At 59.8% G+C, this 18199-nt stretch carries 12 protein-coding genes; 2 read left to right on the top strand and 10 right to left on the bottom strand.

All coding sequences use genetic code 11. The features are described 5' to 3' along the window. Both L8H52_RS00060 and L8H52_RS00055 read right to left on the bottom strand, forming a co-directional pair. Positions 1-1275, bottom strand: a complete 1275-nt coding sequence (locus tag L8H52_RS00060; protein ID WP_242205494.1) for a beta-ketoacyl-[acyl-carrier-protein] synthase family protein — start codon at positions 1273-1275, stop codon at positions 1-3. Positions 1276-1283: 8 nt separating this feature from the next. Further along, the gene (locus L8H52_RS00055) at positions 1284-1853 is read right to left on the bottom strand and encodes an acyl carrier protein (RefSeq protein WP_242205496.1); all 570 of its coding nucleotides are present in this window, start codon (positions 1851-1853) and stop codon (positions 1284-1286) included. A 513-nt stretch (positions 1854-2366) separates the two neighbouring features. Between L8H52_RS00055 and L8H52_RS00050 the strand changes: the two genes are divergently transcribed. Then, a complete protein-coding gene (locus L8H52_RS00050; RefSeq protein ID WP_122607511.1) occupies positions 2367-2711 on the top strand; it encodes a cupin domain-containing protein in 345 nt (114 codons plus the stop codon). 94 nt (positions 2712-2805) lie between these two features. On the opposite strand, the gene mmsB is transcribed toward L8H52_RS00050, so the two are convergent. Continuing rightward, complete coding sequence (mmsB, locus tag L8H52_RS00045; RefSeq protein ID WP_242205498.1) at positions 2806-3708, bottom strand: 3-hydroxyisobutyrate dehydrogenase; 903 nt, start codon at positions 3706-3708, stop codon at positions 2806-2808. Positions 3709-3718: 10 nt separating this feature from the next. Beyond that, on the bottom strand, positions 3719-5245 hold the full coding sequence (locus L8H52_RS00040; RefSeq protein ID WP_095114177.1) for a CoA-acylating methylmalonate-semialdehyde dehydrogenase: 1527 nt from the start codon (positions 5243-5245) through the stop codon (positions 3719-3721). Between the two features lie 149 nt (positions 5246-5394). Between L8H52_RS00040 and L8H52_RS00035 the strand changes: the two genes are divergently transcribed. Continuing rightward, positions 5395-6342 (top strand): LysR family transcriptional regulator, encoded by a 948-nt coding sequence (locus L8H52_RS00035; protein WP_242205530.1) that lies wholly within the window; start codon positions 5395-5397, stop codon positions 6340-6342. On the opposite strand, the gene L8H52_RS00030 is transcribed toward L8H52_RS00035, so the two are convergent. The 6 genes from L8H52_RS00030 to recC all read right to left on the bottom strand — a co-directional run bounded on the left by L8H52_RS00030 (position 6339) and on the right by recC (position 18042). Then, the gene (locus L8H52_RS00030) at positions 6339-6833 is read right to left on the bottom strand and encodes an OmpA family protein (RefSeq protein ID WP_242205500.1); all 495 of its coding nucleotides are present in this window, start codon (positions 6831-6833) and stop codon (positions 6339-6341) included. The genes L8H52_RS00035 and L8H52_RS00030 overlap by 4 nt on opposite strands. A gap of 5 nt (positions 6834-6838) precedes the next feature. Then, positions 6839-8107 carry a diguanylate cyclase gene (locus tag L8H52_RS00025; protein WP_242205501.1) on the bottom strand — a complete coding sequence of 423 codons (1269 nt, stop codon included), beginning with the start codon at positions 8105-8107 and terminating at the stop codon, positions 6839-6841. Continuing rightward, positions 8104-8679, bottom strand: coding sequence for a YfiR family protein (locus tag L8H52_RS00020; protein ID WP_242205502.1), 576 nt, complete (start codon positions 8677-8679; stop codon positions 8104-8106). Before L8H52_RS00020 ends, L8H52_RS00025 begins: the two co-directional genes overlap by 4 nt. Positions 8680-8798: 119 nt before the next feature. After that, positions 8799-10907 carry an exodeoxyribonuclease V subunit alpha gene (gene recD, locus L8H52_RS00015; RefSeq protein WP_242205504.1) on the bottom strand — a complete coding sequence of 703 codons (2109 nt, stop codon included), beginning with the start codon at positions 10905-10907 and terminating at the stop codon, positions 8799-8801. Beyond that, a complete protein-coding gene (gene recB, locus L8H52_RS00010) occupies positions 10904-14593 on the bottom strand; it encodes an exodeoxyribonuclease V subunit beta (RefSeq protein WP_242205506.1) in 3690 nt (1229 codons plus the stop codon). Before recB ends, recD begins: the two co-directional genes overlap by 4 nt. After that, positions 14590-18042 (bottom strand): exodeoxyribonuclease V subunit gamma, encoded by a 3453-nt coding sequence (gene recC / locus L8H52_RS00005; protein WP_242205508.1) that lies wholly within the window; start codon positions 18040-18042, stop codon positions 14590-14592. Before recC ends, recB begins: the two co-directional genes overlap by 4 nt. Between the last annotated feature and the right edge of the window lie 157 nt (positions 18043-18199).

Genomic DNA, 18199 nt, shown 5'->3' with positions numbered 1-18199 from the left:
TCATGCCCTTCCCAGAACCAGCGAACTGTTGATACCGCCGAAACCGAACGAGTTGGACATCACCACATTGATCGACTGGCGAAGCGGCTCGCTCAAAAACTTCAGCGATGGGTATTCGGCACGCTCAGGGTCGTAATTCAAGGTCGGTAACAGCACACCGTCACGCAGACTCATCAGCGACAGCACCGCTTCGATCGCGCCACTGCCGGCCAGCGAATGACCGATGGCGGACTTGTTGGCGGTGAAGGTCATGAAGTCCTGGCAGCCGCCAAACAACCGCTGCAAGGCCAGCGCTTCACAACTGTCATTGGCCTGGGTGGAGGTGCCGTGGGTGTTGACGTGTTGCACGGCACTGCGCAGCAGCCCGGCGTCTTCGATTGCAGCTTCCATGCATTCCTCGTATTTGCTGCCATCGCGGCTGCTGGAGGTCATTTTCTGCGCCTCGCAGACATTCGCGTAACCGAGCACCCGGCCCAGTGGCGCAGCCTTGCGTCGTTGGGCGTGTTCAGCGGATTCGAGAACGACCATCGCCGAACCCTCGCTGAGGACAAAACCACTGCGGTCAGGCATGAACGGGCGGCTTTGTTCGCTCGCTGGCAAGTCGGCCTGACAGAGCGCGCCGAGACTGTTGAACATGTAGTAGGGCAATTCGTTGGCCATCAACTCGACGGCACCACAAATGGCCAGATCGATCTCACCGCGCTCGATGGCCCGGTAAGCACTGCCGATGGCCATGGTGCCAGCGGCACAGGCATCGGAATGGGTCGAGATGTGATCGCGGATGCCGAGCCGATCGGCCAGGTGTTGTGTCTGTTGATCGACACGTCGATTGAAGATCGCGGCGGGCGATGGCGGATGATCCAACAGACGGTCGAGGTCGACGCGCCCCGCCTCATTCATGCAACGGCTGACTCGCTGCAGATCGTGGCTGTCGGCACAATATTTGTTCGCCCCCAGAAACAGACCGCTGCGACTGTGGGCAAAATCTGCCGGTGTCAGGCCGGCATGTTCCAGCGCCTGCCGGGCGACGAACTCGGCCAGCACACTTTGTCGCGGGTGCAGCGCCGCGTTGCCGCCGAAACCGGCCCCGATCTGCTGCCACTGCGCGTCATCAATAAACCCGGCAGCGCTGTTGCTGAATCCCAGCGCCTTGAACCGGGGATGTTCGCGGACACAGGATTGCTTCCGGCAAATCCGCTCGAACAACGTGGCAGCGTCCAGCGCCATGGGCGCCACCAGACCGAACCCGCTCACATAGACTTCTCGTGCCCGCATGAGAACTCCTACACCGCTTCTTTGGCGTGAGTGGTAACAAACTGCTCAACCAATTGACGCGACACTTCATCGCCATCCGCCGGCACCAGACGCGCACTGCACGCGCCGCAGACCACTTGTTGGCGCTCGTTCAGAACCGCTTGGTGAGCGTTGCAATCCGGGCAGGTCGCCGGCAGGTAGTTGAAGAGATTGCGGCACTGGTTGGCCCAGTTGCGCACGGTGGTCGCGGCGAACACCTGAGCCGGTTGCATGCCGGCCTTCAGTTGATCCGGGGTGTAGGCACTAAGGCTTTGCTCAAGCAAGTGCTTGCCGCTTTCGGTAATGCGGCCGTTGACGAGAAACTCGCTGGCATCACCGCAAACCGCCACCGCATGGTCGAGCACGCTGGTTTTCGGCAGTGTGCAGCCATATTGGCGGCCCAGCTGGAAGCTCAGGTCGACGATGTCCAGCGAGTCGGCACCGAGGTCTTCGACGATGCTGCTGTTTTCTTCGATGTCATTCGCATCCATCACCAACAGCTGTGCGAGGATTTCGCGAGTGCTGGCAACGACATGTTCCAAGTCCAATGGATTGTTCATTTCTATCTCCCTATATGTCGTGACTACTTCATGAATTCGACTTATGAAAAGTAACTTTTCCCACAGCAACTTCTCACGCGGCGGGAATCTAAACTCTGCCCTTAAGGGGAGAGTCAACGAACTATTCAAGGTTTTTTTACAACTCGAAAAAAGTCTGCAAAACCCCACTGACACCGCACCTCCTTGGTGCGGTGAACGACTTATTTACTTAACAAAGACGGGGTATGGTGGGGCGCCCGCGCTATCAGTCAGGCTGACTATCGAAAGCAACTAAGCACGCAACGGAACAGACGTACTAAAAGCAAAAACCAGACAAGTAAAATAGTTATAACTTCATAACCTTTGTTGTAGATCAGTACTGCCGTTAATTGATTTTGCTGGAAGGTTCAGGCCTCCATCCGTAAACCGCTGGCAGCGTTTATGGATATCTGCATGTCGAGCACAGACATCTGGGCCACGGCACGGCGCTATAGGGTGCAGCTTCCGTTTGATCGCCTTGTCTGGAGCCGACACATGACCGCCCCTATCACCGTTCTACGCGACACCCACCCGCTGCCGGTACTCGATGCCTGCAAATGGGAAAAACTCGAAGGCGACCCGCACACCGTCAACCTCAACGCCTACACCAGCGAAGACGGCAGCAAAATCATGGGCACGTGGATCTGCACGCCGGGCAAGTGGCGCGTTGAATACGTGAAGTGGGAATACTGCCATTTCCAGGAAGGCTACTGCGTGATCACCCCGGACGGCATGGCGCCGATTCATTTGCGCGCCGGTGATATTTTCGTAGTTGAGCCGGGCATGAAAGGCACGTGGGAAGTGGTCGAGACCGTGCGTAAATATTTCGTGTTTGCCTGATGCAAAAAAGCCGGGAGATCACCCAACGTGATTTCCCGGCAAACAATATCTGATACACACAAGTCCCCTGTGGGGGCTAACTCCCACAGTTTGTTCAGCGCTGCCCTTCTATTGCAGGCTTGCGATAGCTGTTGATGATCGCCGAGAAATCTTTCCCGCCATCCCCACGCTGACTCATCGCCTGATACAACTGCTGCGCCACCGCGCCGAGAACCACCGGTTGGTGCGCCTGACGCGCCGCTTCCGTCGCCAGGCCCAGATCCTTGAGCATCAGTTCTGCACCAAACCCACCGGTATAACCACGCGAAGCCGGCGCGGTTTCGACAATTCCCGGCCACGGGTTGTACATCTCCGAACTCCAGCAACGTCCGGTCGAACTGTTGATGATCCCGGCCAGTACCGAGGTGTCGATCCCCAGTGCATCACCCAGCGCCATCGACTCACTGACACCGACCATCGAGATCGCCAGCAGCAGGTTGTTGCAGATCTTGGCGATCTGCCCGGTGCCGACTTCACCGCAATGCACGATGTTGCGGCCCATCTGCGCCAGCACCGGTTGCAGGGTTGCGAACAGTTCAGATGTGGCGCCGACCATGAAGGTCAACGTCCCGGCGGTGGCACCGCCGGTGCCACCGGACACTGGCGCATCGGCCATGGCCACACCCTGTTTTGCCGCAGCGGCCGCTACGTCACGGGCAGTCTGTGGATCGATAGTGCTGCAATCCACTGCCGGCACACCTTTGCCGATGCCGGCGAGCACACCGTCCTCACCGAGCCAGACGCTGCGCACATGCACGGCGGCCGGCAGCATGGTGATCACCAGCTCAGCATCCTCGGCCGCCTCACGCGCCGAAGCGCGAATAGTGCCGCCGAGTTGTTCCAGTTCCGCCAGCACGGTTTTGTTCAGGTCGACCAGATTCAGCGAGTGGCCAGCCTTGATCAGGTTGCGCGCCATCGGCGCGCCCATGTTGCCCAGACCGATAAATGCGATTTTCATGGTCGATTCCTCAGCGCAGGTTGATGGTGGTGTTCACGCCGTCGTTGACGCTGTCGTCATCGAACCAGCGCGCCGTGACCGTTTTGGTCTGCGTGTAGAACTGCACCACTTGTTTGCCGTACGGGCCGAGGTCGCCGAGTTTCGAACCGCGCGAACCGGTGAAGCTGAAGAACGGCACCGGCACTGGAATCGGGATGTTGATGCCGACCTGACCGACGTCGATTTCGGTCTGGAATTTACGCGCCGCCGCGCCGCTTTGGGTGAACAGGCCGGTGCCGTTGCCGAACGGGTTGGCGTTGACCAGCGCAATCGCCTGATCAAGGGTGTCGACTTCCAGCACCACCAGCACCGGGCCGAAGATTTCCTGGGTGTAGATCTGCATGTCGGTGGTCACGCCCGAGAACAGGGTCGGGCCGACAAAGTTGCCTTGCTCGTAGCCCGGCACCTTGATGTCGCGACCGTCCAGTTCCAGCTTGGCGCCTTCCTTGATGCCGCTTTCGATCAGATCGAGAATTCGCGCCTTGGCTTTCTTCGAGATCACCGGACCGACATCAGTGCCCGGCTCGCTGCCGGCGTTGACGGTGAGCTTCTGCGCCAGCGCTTTCAGATCCGGCAGCCATTGCTTCGCCGCGCCGACCAGCACCACCACCGAGGTGGCCATGCAACGTTGCCCAGCGGCACCGAAACCGGCGCCGACCAAGGCATTCAGCGCTTGTTCGCGGTTGGCATCAGCGAGCACCACGGCATGGTTCTTCGCGCCCATCATCGATTGCACGCGTTTGCCGTGCTTGCCGGCCAGGTCGTAAACGTGGGTGCCAACGGCGGTCGAACCGACGAAGGACACGGCTTTGATGTCTTTGTGCGTGCACAGACCATCGACCACGTCTTTACCGCCATGAACCACGTTCAACACACCGGCCGGAACGCCGGCCTCGATCGCCAGTTCGACCAGCAACATGGTCGACAGCGGATCCTGTTCCGAAGGCTTCAAGACGAAGGTGTTGCCGCAGGCGATGGCCATCGGGAACATCCACAGCGGAATCATCGCCGGGAAGTTAAACGGTGTGATGCCGGCGCACACGCCGATCGGCTGGCGCAGGGTGTAAGTATCAACGCCGCCGGCGACGTTCTCGGCGAATTCACCCATTTGCAGACTGCCGATGGAGCACGCGTGCTCGACCACTTCCAGGCCACGGAAAATATCGCCCTCGGCGTCGGCAATGGTTTTGCCTTGCTCGGCGCTCAACACTACAGCGATGCGTTTGGAGTGCTCGCGGATCAGCGCTTGCAGCTTGAGCATGATGCGCATGCGCGCGCCGATCGGGGTCAGTTTCCAGGTCTGGAAAGCGCGCTGGGCGGCGCTGACGGCGGCATCCACTTCTGCGGCAGTGGCAAACGGCACTTTGGCCAGCACTTGCTGGGTCGCCGGGTTGACGATGTCGTGCCACTCGGTGGTCTGCGACTCGACCCATTCGCCATTGATCAGCAGCTTGACCTTCTGGACCGTGGTTTCGTTGGGCGTAAGCGATGCGTTCATGCTGGTCTCCGAAACTTGTTTTTATCGTAGGAGCCAAGGCGAAAGGTTCGCCTTGAGATGAGGCGTGTGTCACGAGTTGGTTGTCGGACTGTTTTTGGAGTATAGATGTGCAAACTTCTAATAAGAACGCACATATAAGCCCGTCCATCATGCAAAAAAACATCACCTCTCTAGGCTCGCTGAACTGGGACGACCTCAAGTTTTTCCTTGAAGTAGCGCGCACCCGTAAGGCCAGTACTGCCGCCAAACGGCTGGCTGTCGACTACACCACGGTGTCGCGGCGGATCAGTTCGCTGGAGGCTGCACTGGGGACTTTGCTGTTCGAGAAGTCGCGCACCAGCGGTTTTGTCCTGACCACTGAAGGCCAGCGCCTGCTCGGTTATGCCGAGTCGATTGAAAGCACCTTGCACATGGCCTGCGAGCAGGTGTCGGGATCCGGCGTGGCGCTGTCCGGGCATGTGCGCATGGGCTGCACGGAAGGCTTCGGCAGTTTTTTCATCACGCCGCAGTTGAGCCATTTCGTCGACGCCTACCCGGCCATCTCGGTGGACATCCTGCCGCTGCCACACTTCATCAGCCTGTCCAAGCGCGAGGCCGACATCGTTATCGCGCTGGAACGCCCGGAGCATGGGCCGTACGTATGCTGCAAACTCTGCGACTACCGTTTGCAGCTCTACGCGACTCAGGAATATATCGACAAACATCCACCGATCCGCCGCCCGGCAGACTTGGGTAAGCATCAATTCATCAGTTATGTGGATGACCTAGCGTTCAGCTCCGAGCTGCTGTATCTGGCGAACGTGTTGCCGGGCGCCAGCGCCAACTTGCGCAGCACCAGTGTGATCGCGCAATTCGTCGCGGCGCAGCAAGGGCGCTCGCTGGCGATACTGCCATGCTTCCTCGCCGCGCAGGATCCGCGCCTGCTGCCGGTGTTGCCGGAGGAAATCGACATCACCCGGCAGTTCTGGATGTACTGCCGGGAGGACCTGCGCAAGCTCAAGCGGATCACCCTGTTGTGGGATTACATCCGTGAGGTGACTGAGCGTAATCAGGGTCTGCTAATGGGGCAGACCCGCGAGATGCAATTCGCCGACTAATCGGCGCTGACCACAATCGCGACACGGCGGTTTTCTGTGCGGCCCGCCGCCGTATCGTTGGACGCCACCGGCTCTTTGCTGCCCAGACCCTGCAACTGGATGTTCTCCTGCTTCATGCCGACCGTGCCCAGCACTTTGGCGACACTCTTGGCACGACGCAGCGACAGTTGCTGGTTGTAGGTTTCCTTGCCCGACGCGTCGGTGTGGCCATCGACCCGCACGCGCTCGATACCGACACCCAGCAGTGCCTTGCCGATGCGCTCGACGATTTCGGTACTTTCCTTGTTCAGGCTTTCGACGTCGCTGCCAAACAGCACTTTGCCGGACAGGCCAAACTCCCAGCCCTCATCGGTCAGCTCGAAGCCCTGTTGTTTGAGAACGGCGACCTGCGCTGGCGTCAGGCCTTTTTGCGGGGTGTTCTGGCAACCGGTCAGGGCCAGTGCGGCGATCAACAGCGCAGCGTAAAAAGATCGAATGGACAGTGTGAACACGAGAGTCAGCTCCTGGTTTGAACGGAATCGACCGGAAGCTCCGCCCCGGCCGTGAATTGGGCGCCACGCGACAGACGCTTGGCTTGATACATCGCCGCATCGGCAGCATCGAGCAAGGCGCCCGGCGTGACACCATGATCGGGATAAACCGCGATGCCGATACTGAGCGAGGTCACGACACTGGTGTCGCCCGGCAGCGCGATGGGCATGTCCATGCTGGCGAGGATCTTGTCGGCGATGCGTTCGGCGTCTTCGATCCTGTGCAGCGGCGTGAGCAGGACGGCGAACTCGTCACCGCCCAGACGCGCCACCAGATCCTCTTCGCGCAACTGTGCGCGAATGCGATTGGCCACGGCGACCAGGACAGCATCACCCGCAGCGTGACCGAAGTTGTCGTTGATCCCCTTGAAGCGATCGCTGTCGAGAAACAACACAGCAACGCGTTCATTGTGTTTGCCGGCATTGCGCAAGGCGCGGATCAACCGCCCTTCAAAAAAAGCGCGGTTCGGCAGACCGGTGAGGCTGTCATGGCTGGCCTGGTGAGCGAGGGTTTCGTTTTCGTTCTGCAGATGGCTTTGCCACGACTCCAGTTCGTCGAGCAAGGCATTGAAGTCATTGCCGAGGTTGTCGAGTTCGGCGATCTGCGCCGGAGGCACGCGGCGATCCAGCGCGCGTTCGCTGCGGGCGGCGTGGGCCACATTGGCCAGACTGCGTAGAGGACCGGTGATCGCGCGTAACTGCCGGCGCGCCAGGTAAAGCGCAACCCAAGCACTGATTGCGGTGCAGAGGATGATCCCCGCCAGACCGCTGAGCAGAAAGCGCATCAGGCTGCCACCGTGGCCGGTGAGCAGCACGCGACCGATTTCACGGTCCTGATGCTCGATTGGCAGGCTGATGGGTTTTTCCAGGATGGCGCGGGTAATCTGCATTTCCAGCTCAGAGAACAAACCGTTTTCCGGGCGTTGCCAATGCGCGAGCAATTGTCCCTGACTGTCCAGCACCTGGGCGTCAGCGACCTCTTCGGCGGAAGCAATCAGCGCCAGCGATTCGTTAGCGGCGGTCTTGTCGTTGAACACCACCGCCGCTTCCACGGTGTAGCTGATCGAACGGGCGATCAAGTGCAGGTTGTGATCGGCGTACACCCGTAGCGCCAGCACGCCGAGCAACGTCAGCGAAACGCTGGCCATCGCCACGCCCACCAGCGCGACTGTCAAATGCCCTCGGCCAATGACCGAGCCCAGCGTTGGGCGGCTATTCGATCTGAACAGGTTCATGGCGCCGCCGGTTTGCGACGCGACAATTGAAGCACGCTTGGGTGAATGCGCACGCCGCTGCGGGCAACGGAGTCGAGATTGACCTCGAACGACACTTGTTCATCACCAACGCGCAGACAGAACAGGCTGCCGACCGTGCACTGATCGCCACCTTCGCTGATGCTCAGCACCGGGTGACCGATCAGCGAAGCGAACAAGCGACTGCGTTCATCTGCCGTGAGTTTGCCGATGTACACCGCATCACATTCGCTGACGATCGCCGGGTTGTCGGCCAGCAGGCGACGTACGGTGACCGGTCGCCCTGTGGCTTGAGTGGTTCCTTTGACCAGATCGTCGGTGTACTCGGTCGGGCCGACGATGCACAGGCGCAATTGCGCAGGCTCTACCGGCCAGCGCGCATAGCTGAGAATGCCAAGAACAACCTGCGTGACAGATTTGGCCCGTTGTTCGGCCATGCCCGTCGGCGCTTGCGGCTGCGCGACAGCCGCGCCCGTCATCACCCAGAGCAGACCGACAAGCAACGCATGCTTGCAGACAACTACGCGCCCTGTCGCCCAGACAGACACCTTCATGCAGGGATTCTCTTGGATCGTAGCGAAATGATGCCGCAACGATAGCACAGCGCTGAAACGCCAGCGAGACAGCGACCTCTGACCGGTTGGTCAGTAAACGCCGTCCATCGTCGGGATTTTCACCTCGCAGGCACGGTCCCCTCCTCCAGTTCCAGCATCAATCCGCTCAGGCGCTTGACCTTGCGCTGCACCGCTTCTTCAAACACGCCCGCTCGGGATTCGATCAAGGTGAACCAATGCTTGGCCCGGGTGATACCGGTGTAGATCAACTCTTTGGTCAACACGGGGTTCAAGGCGTCGGGCAGGATCAGCGCCGTGTGAGCAAATTCCGACCCCTGGGACTTGTGCACCGTCATGGCGTAGACGGTTTCGACGTCGTTGAGGCGGCTTGGCAATACAAAGCGCACGCCGCCCTGCCCGTCGTTGCGCGGGAAAGCCACGCGCAACACCGGTTTGCCTGCGTCTGGGCCTTCGCGCTCGGGCAGCTTGAGGGCGATCCCGATGTCGCCGTTCATCAAGCCCAGACCATAATCATTGCGAGTCATCAGCACTGGCCGTCCTTCGTACCATTGCTGATCACTTTCGATCAGACGTGCCTTGAGCAGCGCGGCGGTGATGCGTTGATTCAGACCTTCGACACCCCACGGCCCCTTGCGTACGGCACACAGCAACTGGAAGGTGTCGAACGCTTGCAGGACTTCGCGGGCCCAAATGACCCAGTCCGGATGTTCGAGGGGCCGGCCCGACTGTGGACGCTGATTGCGCAGTACGCTCAGATAATGGCGGTAGCCTTGAGGTCCATCGCCATGCCCCTCCAGTAACAGTCGCTCCAGCGTGTGATCATGCTCGCCCTTGAGCGGCAACGAATACACATCGTCATAGTGCCCGGCCGCGAGCAACTGACGCGCTTCATCCGGCAGCTGTTGATTGACCCGACGCGCGAGCTGACCGATACCGCTGCCCTCGCCGAAACGCCGGGAGTGGCGGAGCATCACCACTTGCTGGGCTAGCGGGTGAGCGCCATCGACGTCCTCCTGCAAACCACTGTCCTTCAGCGACTCTCCGCTGACCGACTCCAGCCACTGTCGGGTCTGCGGGTTGTACCAACCATTCTCGGCATCACGGCACAAATCCCCTAACACTGCGCCGGCCTCCACAGAGGCCAATTGATCCTTGTCACCCAGCAAGACCAGCCGTGCATGGGGAGGCAAGGCATCGAGCAGATTGGCCATCATTTCCAGGTCGATCATCGAGGCTTCGTCGACCACCAGCACATCCAGCGGCAGGCGGTTGCCGGCATGGTGACGGAAGTGTCGGGTGCCGGGACGACTGCCCAGCAGACGATGCACGGTGGTGACGTCGCAAGGGATCTTCGCCCGCACCTCTTCGCTGACTTCGAGCGACTGCACTTGCTGACTGATGGACTCGGTCAACCGCGCCGCAGCCTTGCCTGTCGGCGCCGCCAGACGAATCCGCAGCGGATGACCGGCCGCGACTGCGGGGGCTTGAAGCAACGCCAGCAAACGCACGACCGTGGTGGTTTTACCGGTCCCCGGACCACCGGTGACGATGCTGAAGGCACCTCGGGTCGCGATGGCACAAGCGAGTTTCTGCCAGTCGATCACCTCACCCGTTTTCGCTGATCCGAACAGCTCGTTCAAGCGCTGTGGCAAATCATCCGGCGTCGGCTCGACTTGCTGCAGGCGCTCGCGCAACGCGGAATCGATGCGCCGCTCGTAGGCCCAGTAGCGTCGCAGATACAGACGTTTTCCGGCCAACACCAGCGGGCGTTGCTGTGCGATATCGCGGGTATCCGCCGCCAGTGCGACCAAAGAGCTGCCCGCGAGAACCTTGCACCAGTGCGCACCTTCAAGCGCTTCAAGCAATTGCGAAGGCAGCAACAACACACCCCCTTGCACATCCCCTTCCGGGGGCAGCGACAGAGCGAAGTCGGGAGCTTTCAGGGTTTCGTACAGATCAAGACAGACGTGACCGTGGCCAAGTTGATGACTGGTCAGGGCGGCAGCGAGCAACACCAGTGGATCCGTATCGCGCTCGAGTTCATGAAGGAACGCGACAAACGCTTTGTCCAGCGCACGCAGCCAGCCTCGCTCGACCCAACGGGTCAGCAATATCAACAGGTCATCGGCGCTGGTCAGGGGCGATAGCCGCGACAGACTGTCAGCGGCCAGCGGCGTTGGGAGCAGATCGGCAAAGCTGCGGCTCATAGCAGGACTCCCTGTTCCCAGGCGGGTTCGGACTTGGGTTCGGGTTTTCCTTGAAACATTCGGTCAAGACGCTCGATCAGTTCCCGTGGTGGGCGGGCAAAATACACGCCACGACTGTCGGCGCGTGTGCCACGCAGAAACAGATACAACGCGCCGCCGACATGCCGGTCGTAATCGTAATCAGGTAGCCGTGCCTTGAGCTGGCGATGCAACGCCAATAGGTAGAGCACGTATTGCAGGTCATAGCGGTTGTCGAGAATCGACTGCTCCATGGCTTGTTCGGTGTAAGCCAGATCATCCACGCCAAGCCAGTTGGACTTGTAGTCGGCCACGTAATATCGACCATCGTGTTCAAAGGTCAGGTCGATGAAGCCTTTGAACATGCCGTTGAGCTGCACTGGTTCTGCCGCCACGCGAGCCACGCCTCTGTGAGTGTGCTGTCGCACCAGTTCGTCGAGTTTGAGTACGTCGACCTTATGGCTGGCGAACCAGAATTCCATCTCGACCCGATACTGCGTCAACTGTTGCAGAACGACTGGTGGCTGCCCGCCGGCAATCGGCAATGGCGACTGCAACAGATGTTGCAGCCAGTCACTCAGAGTGTTTATCCAGCCCTCCCAGCCGCGCAGATTACAGCGCCGGGCAATCGAATCTTCGAGCGCTTCGCGCGAAACGGCAAAGCCGTCATCACCGGCCCACTCCAGCAAACCGTGAAGAAATGTTCCCGGATTGGGCCCGCGCGGAAAGCGGTGGATATCGGCGCCGCCGGCAATGATTTCTCGTGGCGCGTCCGGGTCGAGGCGTTCGTCGTCAAACAGCTTTTGTGCCTGCGGACTGTCCGGCGCCTCATCGCTGCCGACACTCAGCACATCGCTGATGCGCAGCGCACTGTAAGACGCGATCCACCAGTTTTCGCTGGCCTTGCGCTTGGGCAGCAGCGTAGCGCTCAGCACGGCGTCGTTGCGTGGTGGCCGGTAATGCTCGTCGGTGGGCTGTGGCATTTCACCGGTGTGGATGGCCGGGCAATCATGCTGCAGGTCCTGCAACCAGCGCTTCAGTTCGCTCGACTCACCCAGAAATGAGCCGCCACCGAGTAGATAACCCAGCGCGGAAAGGTGCAGGACCGAGCTGTTGTTATTGCCTCGCTTGAGATCCGTCACGCCCAACCAGCAGGCGTGCTGCGCGCGGGTCAGGGCTACGTAGAGCAAGCGCAGGTCTTCGGCGAGACGCTCATCATCCGCTTGTGCAATCAGCTCGGCAGTCGGTTTGAGACTCACCTGAGCCTTGCCCGCTGCATCGTGGTAATGCAGTGGCAAGCGACTGCCATCGACGGGTTTCGCCGAGCAAATGAACGGCAAGAACACCAATGGATATTCCAGGCCCTTGGACTTGTGGATAGTCACGACCTTGACCAGTTGCTCATCACTTTCCAGACGCAGAATCTGCTCTTCACCGGCCTGACCGGAGACTGCCAGCAGTTCGCCGAGGTGGCGGATCAGCGCTTGCTCGCCGTCCAGCTCCGCAGCCGCTTGCTGCATCAACTCCGACAGATGCAACAGGTTGGTCAGCACGCGCTCGCCATCGCTGCGTGTCATCAAGGTTTGCGGCAAATGGAAGTCGTGCAGCAGGCGTCGCAACATCGGCAGCACGCCCTGTTTGCGCCATAGCTCGCGATAGCCACGGAATTGCATGACCCGGCTTTCCCACACCAGTTCATCCTGGTTCAGACGTTCCAGCTCGGCCAATGGCAGGTTCAGGGTGATACAGGCCAATGCGGCTTTCAGGGAGCGCTCGACATCCGGCTCGGCGCAGGCCTTGAGCCAGGACAACAGATCGTGTGCCTCCTGCGCTGCGAACACCGAATCCTTGTCCGACAGGTAAACACTGCGCACGCCACGGGCGGCGAGTTCACCGCGTACAGCCTGGGCTTCTTTGCCGTCGCGCACGAGAATCGCGATGTCGGACGGCCTCAAACCTCTGAAGTCTTTGCCGTCCTGAACAAACCCCGCGCTAGCGTTTTGCCCGCCATTGAGCAGCGCAGTAATTTCGCTGGCGCATGCTGCTGCCAACTGCTGACGATAGACCGCACCCGACAGTGGCTGGTCGGTGGACAAGTGCCAGACATTCAACGCCGCGACAGTCTGCCCGGCAACTTGCAGATGTTCCTTGCGACCTTGAGATTCGACGGGAAGAAATGGCACCGGGTTGTCGCCGTTTTTTTCGCGGAACAAAAATGCGCCGCGCCCCAGCTCACGGGACTCGGCGCGTGCGAATACATGATTGACCGCGTTGACCATGCCGTGGCTGGAGCGGAAGTTGGTCCCCAGCGTATGCAGTCGGCCAGTAGTGGCCTGGCGCGCGCGCAGATAGGTGTAGATGTCCGCACCGCGGAAAGCGTAGATCGCCTGCTTCGGATCACCGATCAGAAACAGGCCTGTGTCTGGACTGTTGTCTTCGATGCGATAGATGCTTTCGAAGATTCGGTACTGCACCGGGTCAGTGTCCTGAAACTCATCAATCAGCGCGACCGGGAACTGCTCGCGGATCAACGTCGCAAGACGTTCGCCTCCATCGGATTGCAGCGCGGCATCCAGACGCAAAAGCATGTCATCGAAACCCATTTCGGCGCGACGGCGCTTCTCTTCTTCAAAGCGTGCGCCGACCCATTTGGCGGCATGTTGCAGCACGGCGGCATCCGGGGTTGGCAAAGCATCGAGGCTCGACTTGAGTGCCGGCATGGCATCCAGGCCCGGGTGGCTCGGGGGTTGCCCCTTCCAGGCTTCGGCCATACCGTCGGGAGTCAGTCGGGTGAAACCGGTGCCGATATCCAGTTGTTCCAGAGTCTCGTCTTCAGCCCATGCCTTGAGCTTTTCGAACCACGGTTCGAAGTAACGCGCCTGCATCTTGCGACCGTCGACGGTTTTGCTCGCAACGCCCTGATGACAGATGGCGAGCAACTCGTCTGCCCACTGGCGCCAGGGCATTTTCAGTTCGATCAACGCTGCACGACGTTCTTGCAGGCATTCTTCTATTAGCTCCGCTGGAACCTTTCCCTCGTCGCTGTCGCGTTCACTGGCGAACAAGCCGCGTATGCGAGGCAACAATGCCGCAGGTCCGCCCCAGTTGCTGCGAACCCAGTTCAAGGCATCGCCCTGCATCGGATAACAGAACAGCCGCCAGTAATCGCGCAACACCTCGCCGAGCAAGTCACTATGGTCGGTTTCCAGGGATTGGGTAAACAGGCTGCCGCTGTCGAACGCGTGCTCGCGCAGCATGCGCTGACACCAACTGTGGATAGTCGAAACGGCGGCCTCGTCCATCCATTGCGCGGCGACATCGAGACGGTTGGCGCAACCTGGCCATTGTTGGGGGTCGAATTGATCACGCAGTTCGGCGATCAGTGCGTCGGGCGCAGGCGTTTCTTCGCGAAAGAATCGAGCGGCCTCCGCCAGACGCGTGCGTATGCGTTCTCGTAATTCCTTGGTCGCGGCATCGGTGAAGGTCACCACGAGAATCTGTGGTGGCAGCAATTCGCGGCCGAACCCGCTCAATTCGTCACCGTGCCCCAGGATAAGTCGCAGGTACAAAGCGGAAATGGTAAAGGTTTTACCCGTACCGGCACTGGCTTCGATCAGCTGACTGCCGCGCAGCGGGAATGCCAGTGCAAGGGGTGTCTTGGTACTCATGCGCAAGCCCCCTCAGTGGACAGCGAACGCCAGGGCGCTTCAAAGAGCGGGCGATACAAAGCATCACACCAACCGGAAAACGTCTCGTCAGCGAGCAATGACTCGAAATCGGCAAATTGACGTGACAACGCCGGGCTCTCGCGGCGCTCACCTTCACTGGTTTGACCATCACCTTCATAGGCTTTACGTGCGGCGGCTTCGGCCTTCAGCGGGTCGGTCTGAGAGAGCCACGCAAAAGCGGTTTTTACCGCGATCGGCAGTGGCTGGCGCATACCGGCCTGCCAGGCGAGCAGCAAGTCACCGAGGAACCGTATGGCGCGATCTGGCTCCATGGGATCAAGCAGCAGAGTGTCATCGCTGGCAACCAGTGCGGTGCTGAGGGAAAGTCCGCTGGCGCAGGCCACCAGATGATTGACCCAGGGTTTGGTCAGGCGATGCCATTTACGGCTTTTGATCGAGCCAATGCTGTTGGGAATGGTCGTGACCGACAACAGGCCAGCGTCGGCGCGCTGATGCAAACCGGCAAGCCAGCCTTCAAGGCGTAATCCCTGCAATTGGAGGTTGACCGGTAACGCACTGGTCAAAGGGGCAGGCCAGAGTGTCAGCAGTTGGTGATAACGCTGCAGCAAATCCGGCAGAGGCTCGATCAACTCTCGTTGCAGGCACTCACCAAACCCGGCCATTGGCAGCAGGCCGCTGTTTTGCAGGCGCCGGGCCTGAGCAGTCAGCGCCTCATCGACATTGTCCGGTTGCCTGAGAGCGGCTTCGAGCAAGCTGTCACTAAGCGTGTAACGCTGCAATGCGTCCAGTACGAAAGGTTCTTCATCGGCCAGCGGAGCTTCTGCGGCCTCGAAATATACCTTGAGGCGCTGGGTGAAAAAGTGTCGAACCGGGTTGCGCAAAAAATCCTGCAGCAAAGCCAGGCTCAACGGTTCCTCTTGTACATAGGGAGTCAGTAACTGCGCTTCGTTTTGAGGCTCATGCTGTTGATGCAGAACCTGCCATTCGCTGGCGTAGCTGAAGAGGTGATCGCCGTCATGAAAATAGCGCGCACTGAACGGTTGCAGAGGGTGCTCTTGCGTCATGGCGCTCAGCAGATCCCGGCTTTCGTCGAGCAATCGCCAGCCGCTGGCGAGGTGATCACGCAACTGGCCGATCAACACGGAAGCCGGTCGTTCACTGTTATCGCGAATACTGCGACCGACCCAACTGATGTACAGCTGATTGCGTGCTGACAAAAGCGCTTCGAGCAAAAGATATCGGTCGTCCTCACGCCGCGAACGATCTCCGGGGCGGTAGTCGCTGCCCATGAGGTCGAAGTCCAGCGGCGGCTGTGCGCGGGGATAATCGCCGTCGTTCATCCCCAGCAGACAGACCAGTTTGAATGGAATGGCGCGCATGGGCATCAGCGTACAAAAATTCACGGCACCGGCCAGAAAACGCTGAGACAAACGCCCTTGGTCGAGCCCGGCGAGCCAGGCTTCGCGAACAACTGTCAGTGGCAGCTCATCCGCAAGACCTACGGCCTCACAGGTTTCCAGCCAGGTTTCGCGAAGCTCTTCGAGCTGGGTCAGCAAGTAATCGTCATGCTCGTTACTGGCTTTGAAGAACAGCTGCATCAGCGCTTGCAACCGATACCCCCACTCCTTGGGTTGAGCCGGTTGGGTGAGCTGCTGATGTGCAAGTTCCAGAGCGTCGAGCAAGGCTACCAACGGCCCGATCAGTGCGGCGTCGAGTCCGCCGATTTCATCGTAGGGCTCAATCCCTTCACACGCGTCGGCACTGCCGACGGCGTAGCCCAGGAGCATGCGGCGCAGACCGAAATGCCAACTGTTTTGTTCAAGCTCGTTCGGCAAACCCAGGCCCGCCCGTTGCTCGGCGTTCATGCCCCAACGCACGCCTGCACCTTCGATCCAGCGATGCAGTGTTGGCAGGTCGGGCTCCTCCACACCAAAGCGCGCGCGAAGAGCAGGAACGTCGAGCAGATCGAGGATTTCACTGACAGGGAAACGACTGTCGGGAAGCTTGAGCAGGTGTTCGACGGCGATCAGCAATGGATCGCGGCCGCGCTGCCCCTGATCGGCCAATGTGAAGGGTATGAATCGCGGGTCGTGGCGATCAAGCTGACCAAACACCGCGCGGATATGCGGCGCGTAGCTATCGACGTCTGGCACCATCACGATCACATCGCGAGGGCGCAGATCCGGGTTGGCACTGAAGCGCGCGAGGAGCTGGTCATGCAATATTTCGACTTCACGTTGAGCGCTGTGGGCAATGTGAAAGCGGATCGACTCGTCATCAGCCAGGTCGACAGCGGGCCAGTGTTCACGTGTCTCGTTGAGTGGGCGCAACTCCAGGATGTCATCCTGCAGTTGATTGAGCAGGTTGTGTGGCTGGGTGTCGCTGAACAAGTCTATGCGACCGTCGCGAAAAGCCGCTCGATAGCTATTTGGATCGTCGTAACTGTCGAGCAGGCTGATGTAGTCCCGGCCTTGTTTGCCCCATGCTGCCAACAGCGGATGGGCATGTTGATGCAGTGTTTCAGGATCAAGCACGACGGGCATTCCGCTTTTGCGCGATTGCCGTTTGTATTGATGGCGCAGCAGATCCTTGTCGGCGACGATGTCAGCCCAGTGATGACGGCAGGGGTTGTGCACACACAGCAGAACCTGACTGAAACGCGCAAGCCCGGCCAGCGCTTCAAGCACTTGTGCTGGTAACGAGGAAATCCCGAAGACGATCACTCGCGAGGGCAGCCCCACCGGGGCCTCGGTGAGGTGGTTGATGCGCTCGATGAATCGCTGGTGAACACCCGCACGACTCTGCGCCATCCCCTGCTCGCCCACGTCATCGAGCAATGCACGCCACAACTCCGCTTGCCAGCAACTGGTCGGTGGCAGCGGTTTTACTTCGCCTCTGACATTTCGTAGCTGATGCCGCCCTTCAGCCCAATCTTCGAGCCAGTCGGCGCGATATACCTGATATTGGTCGAAGAGATCCGCCAGACGCTCAGACAGTTGATAGCGTTTGCGCAAGTCGGTGTCGTTGGTGAGGAAGCGTTGTAACGGCTCGAAATGCGGGCGATCGATAACCTGGGGTAACAAGCGCATCAGACGCCAGGTTAGCGGGGCCTTATCGAGCAGGGATTTGGCCGGAATCTCTTCTCGTCCGAGAACCATCCGGTATAGCTGCCACATGAAGCTTCCGGGCAATTGCACGTCAATCGCGGCTGCAATGCCGCAACCGCCGAGGTCATCGTCCTCCGGGTCTTCCGCCAGAGCCAATTTGAGCCACTGGGCAATACCGTTGCTCTGCACCAACGCAATTTCGTTTTCCAGGGGAGCTAGCGGATAGCGCCGCATGATGCTGATCACAAGGCTGCGCAGTTCGTCCAGGCTGTTGCTCTGAACCACCATGAATGCAGCGTTGAGGGACTGGGCGTCCGGCATAAGGGTTTCCTTGGAGAAGTACAAAAGCCAGGGCAGAACCTTAGCATTGTCGGCAGGTTGTAGCAGCCGGACGGCGTCTGTGAATGCTGTACGAACTTTCCTGCGGGCAAAACAAAACCCCAACTGCTTTCGCAATTGGGGTTTCGGAATTTAATCT

The organism is Pseudomonas sp. CROZ-RG-20F-R04-15 (assembly GCF_022662375.1).
GTDB lineage: Bacteria > Pseudomonadota > Gammaproteobacteria > Pseudomonadales > Pseudomonadaceae > Aquipseudomonas.
This window is presented reverse-complemented; position numbering and strand designations above follow the sequence as displayed.

Excerpts from the sequence above, each read along its gene's own strand:
- L8H52_RS00020 (WP_242205502.1), bottom strand. The coding sequence starts at position 8,679 with ATGAAGGTGTCTGTCTGGGCGACAGGGCGCGTAGTTGTCTGCAAGCAT.
- L8H52_RS00050 (WP_122607511.1), top strand. The coding sequence starts at position 2,367 with ATGACCGCCCCTATCACCGTTCTACGCGACACCCACCCGCTGCCGGTA.
- L8H52_RS00060 (WP_242205494.1), bottom strand. The coding sequence starts at position 1,275 with ATGCGGGCACGAGAAGTCTATGTGAGCGGGTTCGGTCTGGTGGCGCCC.
- L8H52_RS00035 (WP_242205530.1), top strand. The coding sequence starts at position 5,395 with ATGCAAAAAAACATCACCTCTCTAGGCTCGCTGAACTGGGACGACCTC.
- recD (WP_242205504.1), bottom strand. The coding sequence starts at position 10,907 with ATGAGCCGCAGCTTTGCCGATCTGCTCCCAACGCCGCTGGCCGCTGAC.
- recB (WP_242205506.1), bottom strand. The coding sequence starts at position 14,593 with ATGAGTACCAAGACACCCCTTGCACTGGCATTCCCGCTGCGCGGCAGT.
- recC (WP_242205508.1), bottom strand. The coding sequence starts at position 18,042 with ATGCCGGACGCCCAGTCCCTCAACGCTGCATTCATGGTGGTTCAGAGC.
- mmsB (WP_242205498.1), bottom strand. The coding sequence starts at position 3,708 with ATGAAAATCGCATTTATCGGTCTGGGCAACATGGGCGCGCCGATGGCG.
- L8H52_RS00055 (WP_242205496.1), bottom strand. The coding sequence starts at position 1,853 with ATGAACAATCCATTGGACTTGGAACATGTCGTTGCCAGCACTCGCGAA.
- L8H52_RS00040 (WP_095114177.1), bottom strand. The coding sequence starts at position 5,245 with ATGAACGCATCGCTTACGCCCAACGAAACCACGGTCCAGAAGGTCAAG.
- L8H52_RS00025 (WP_242205501.1), bottom strand. The coding sequence starts at position 8,107 with ATGAACCTGTTCAGATCGAATAGCCGCCCAACGCTGGGCTCGGTCATT.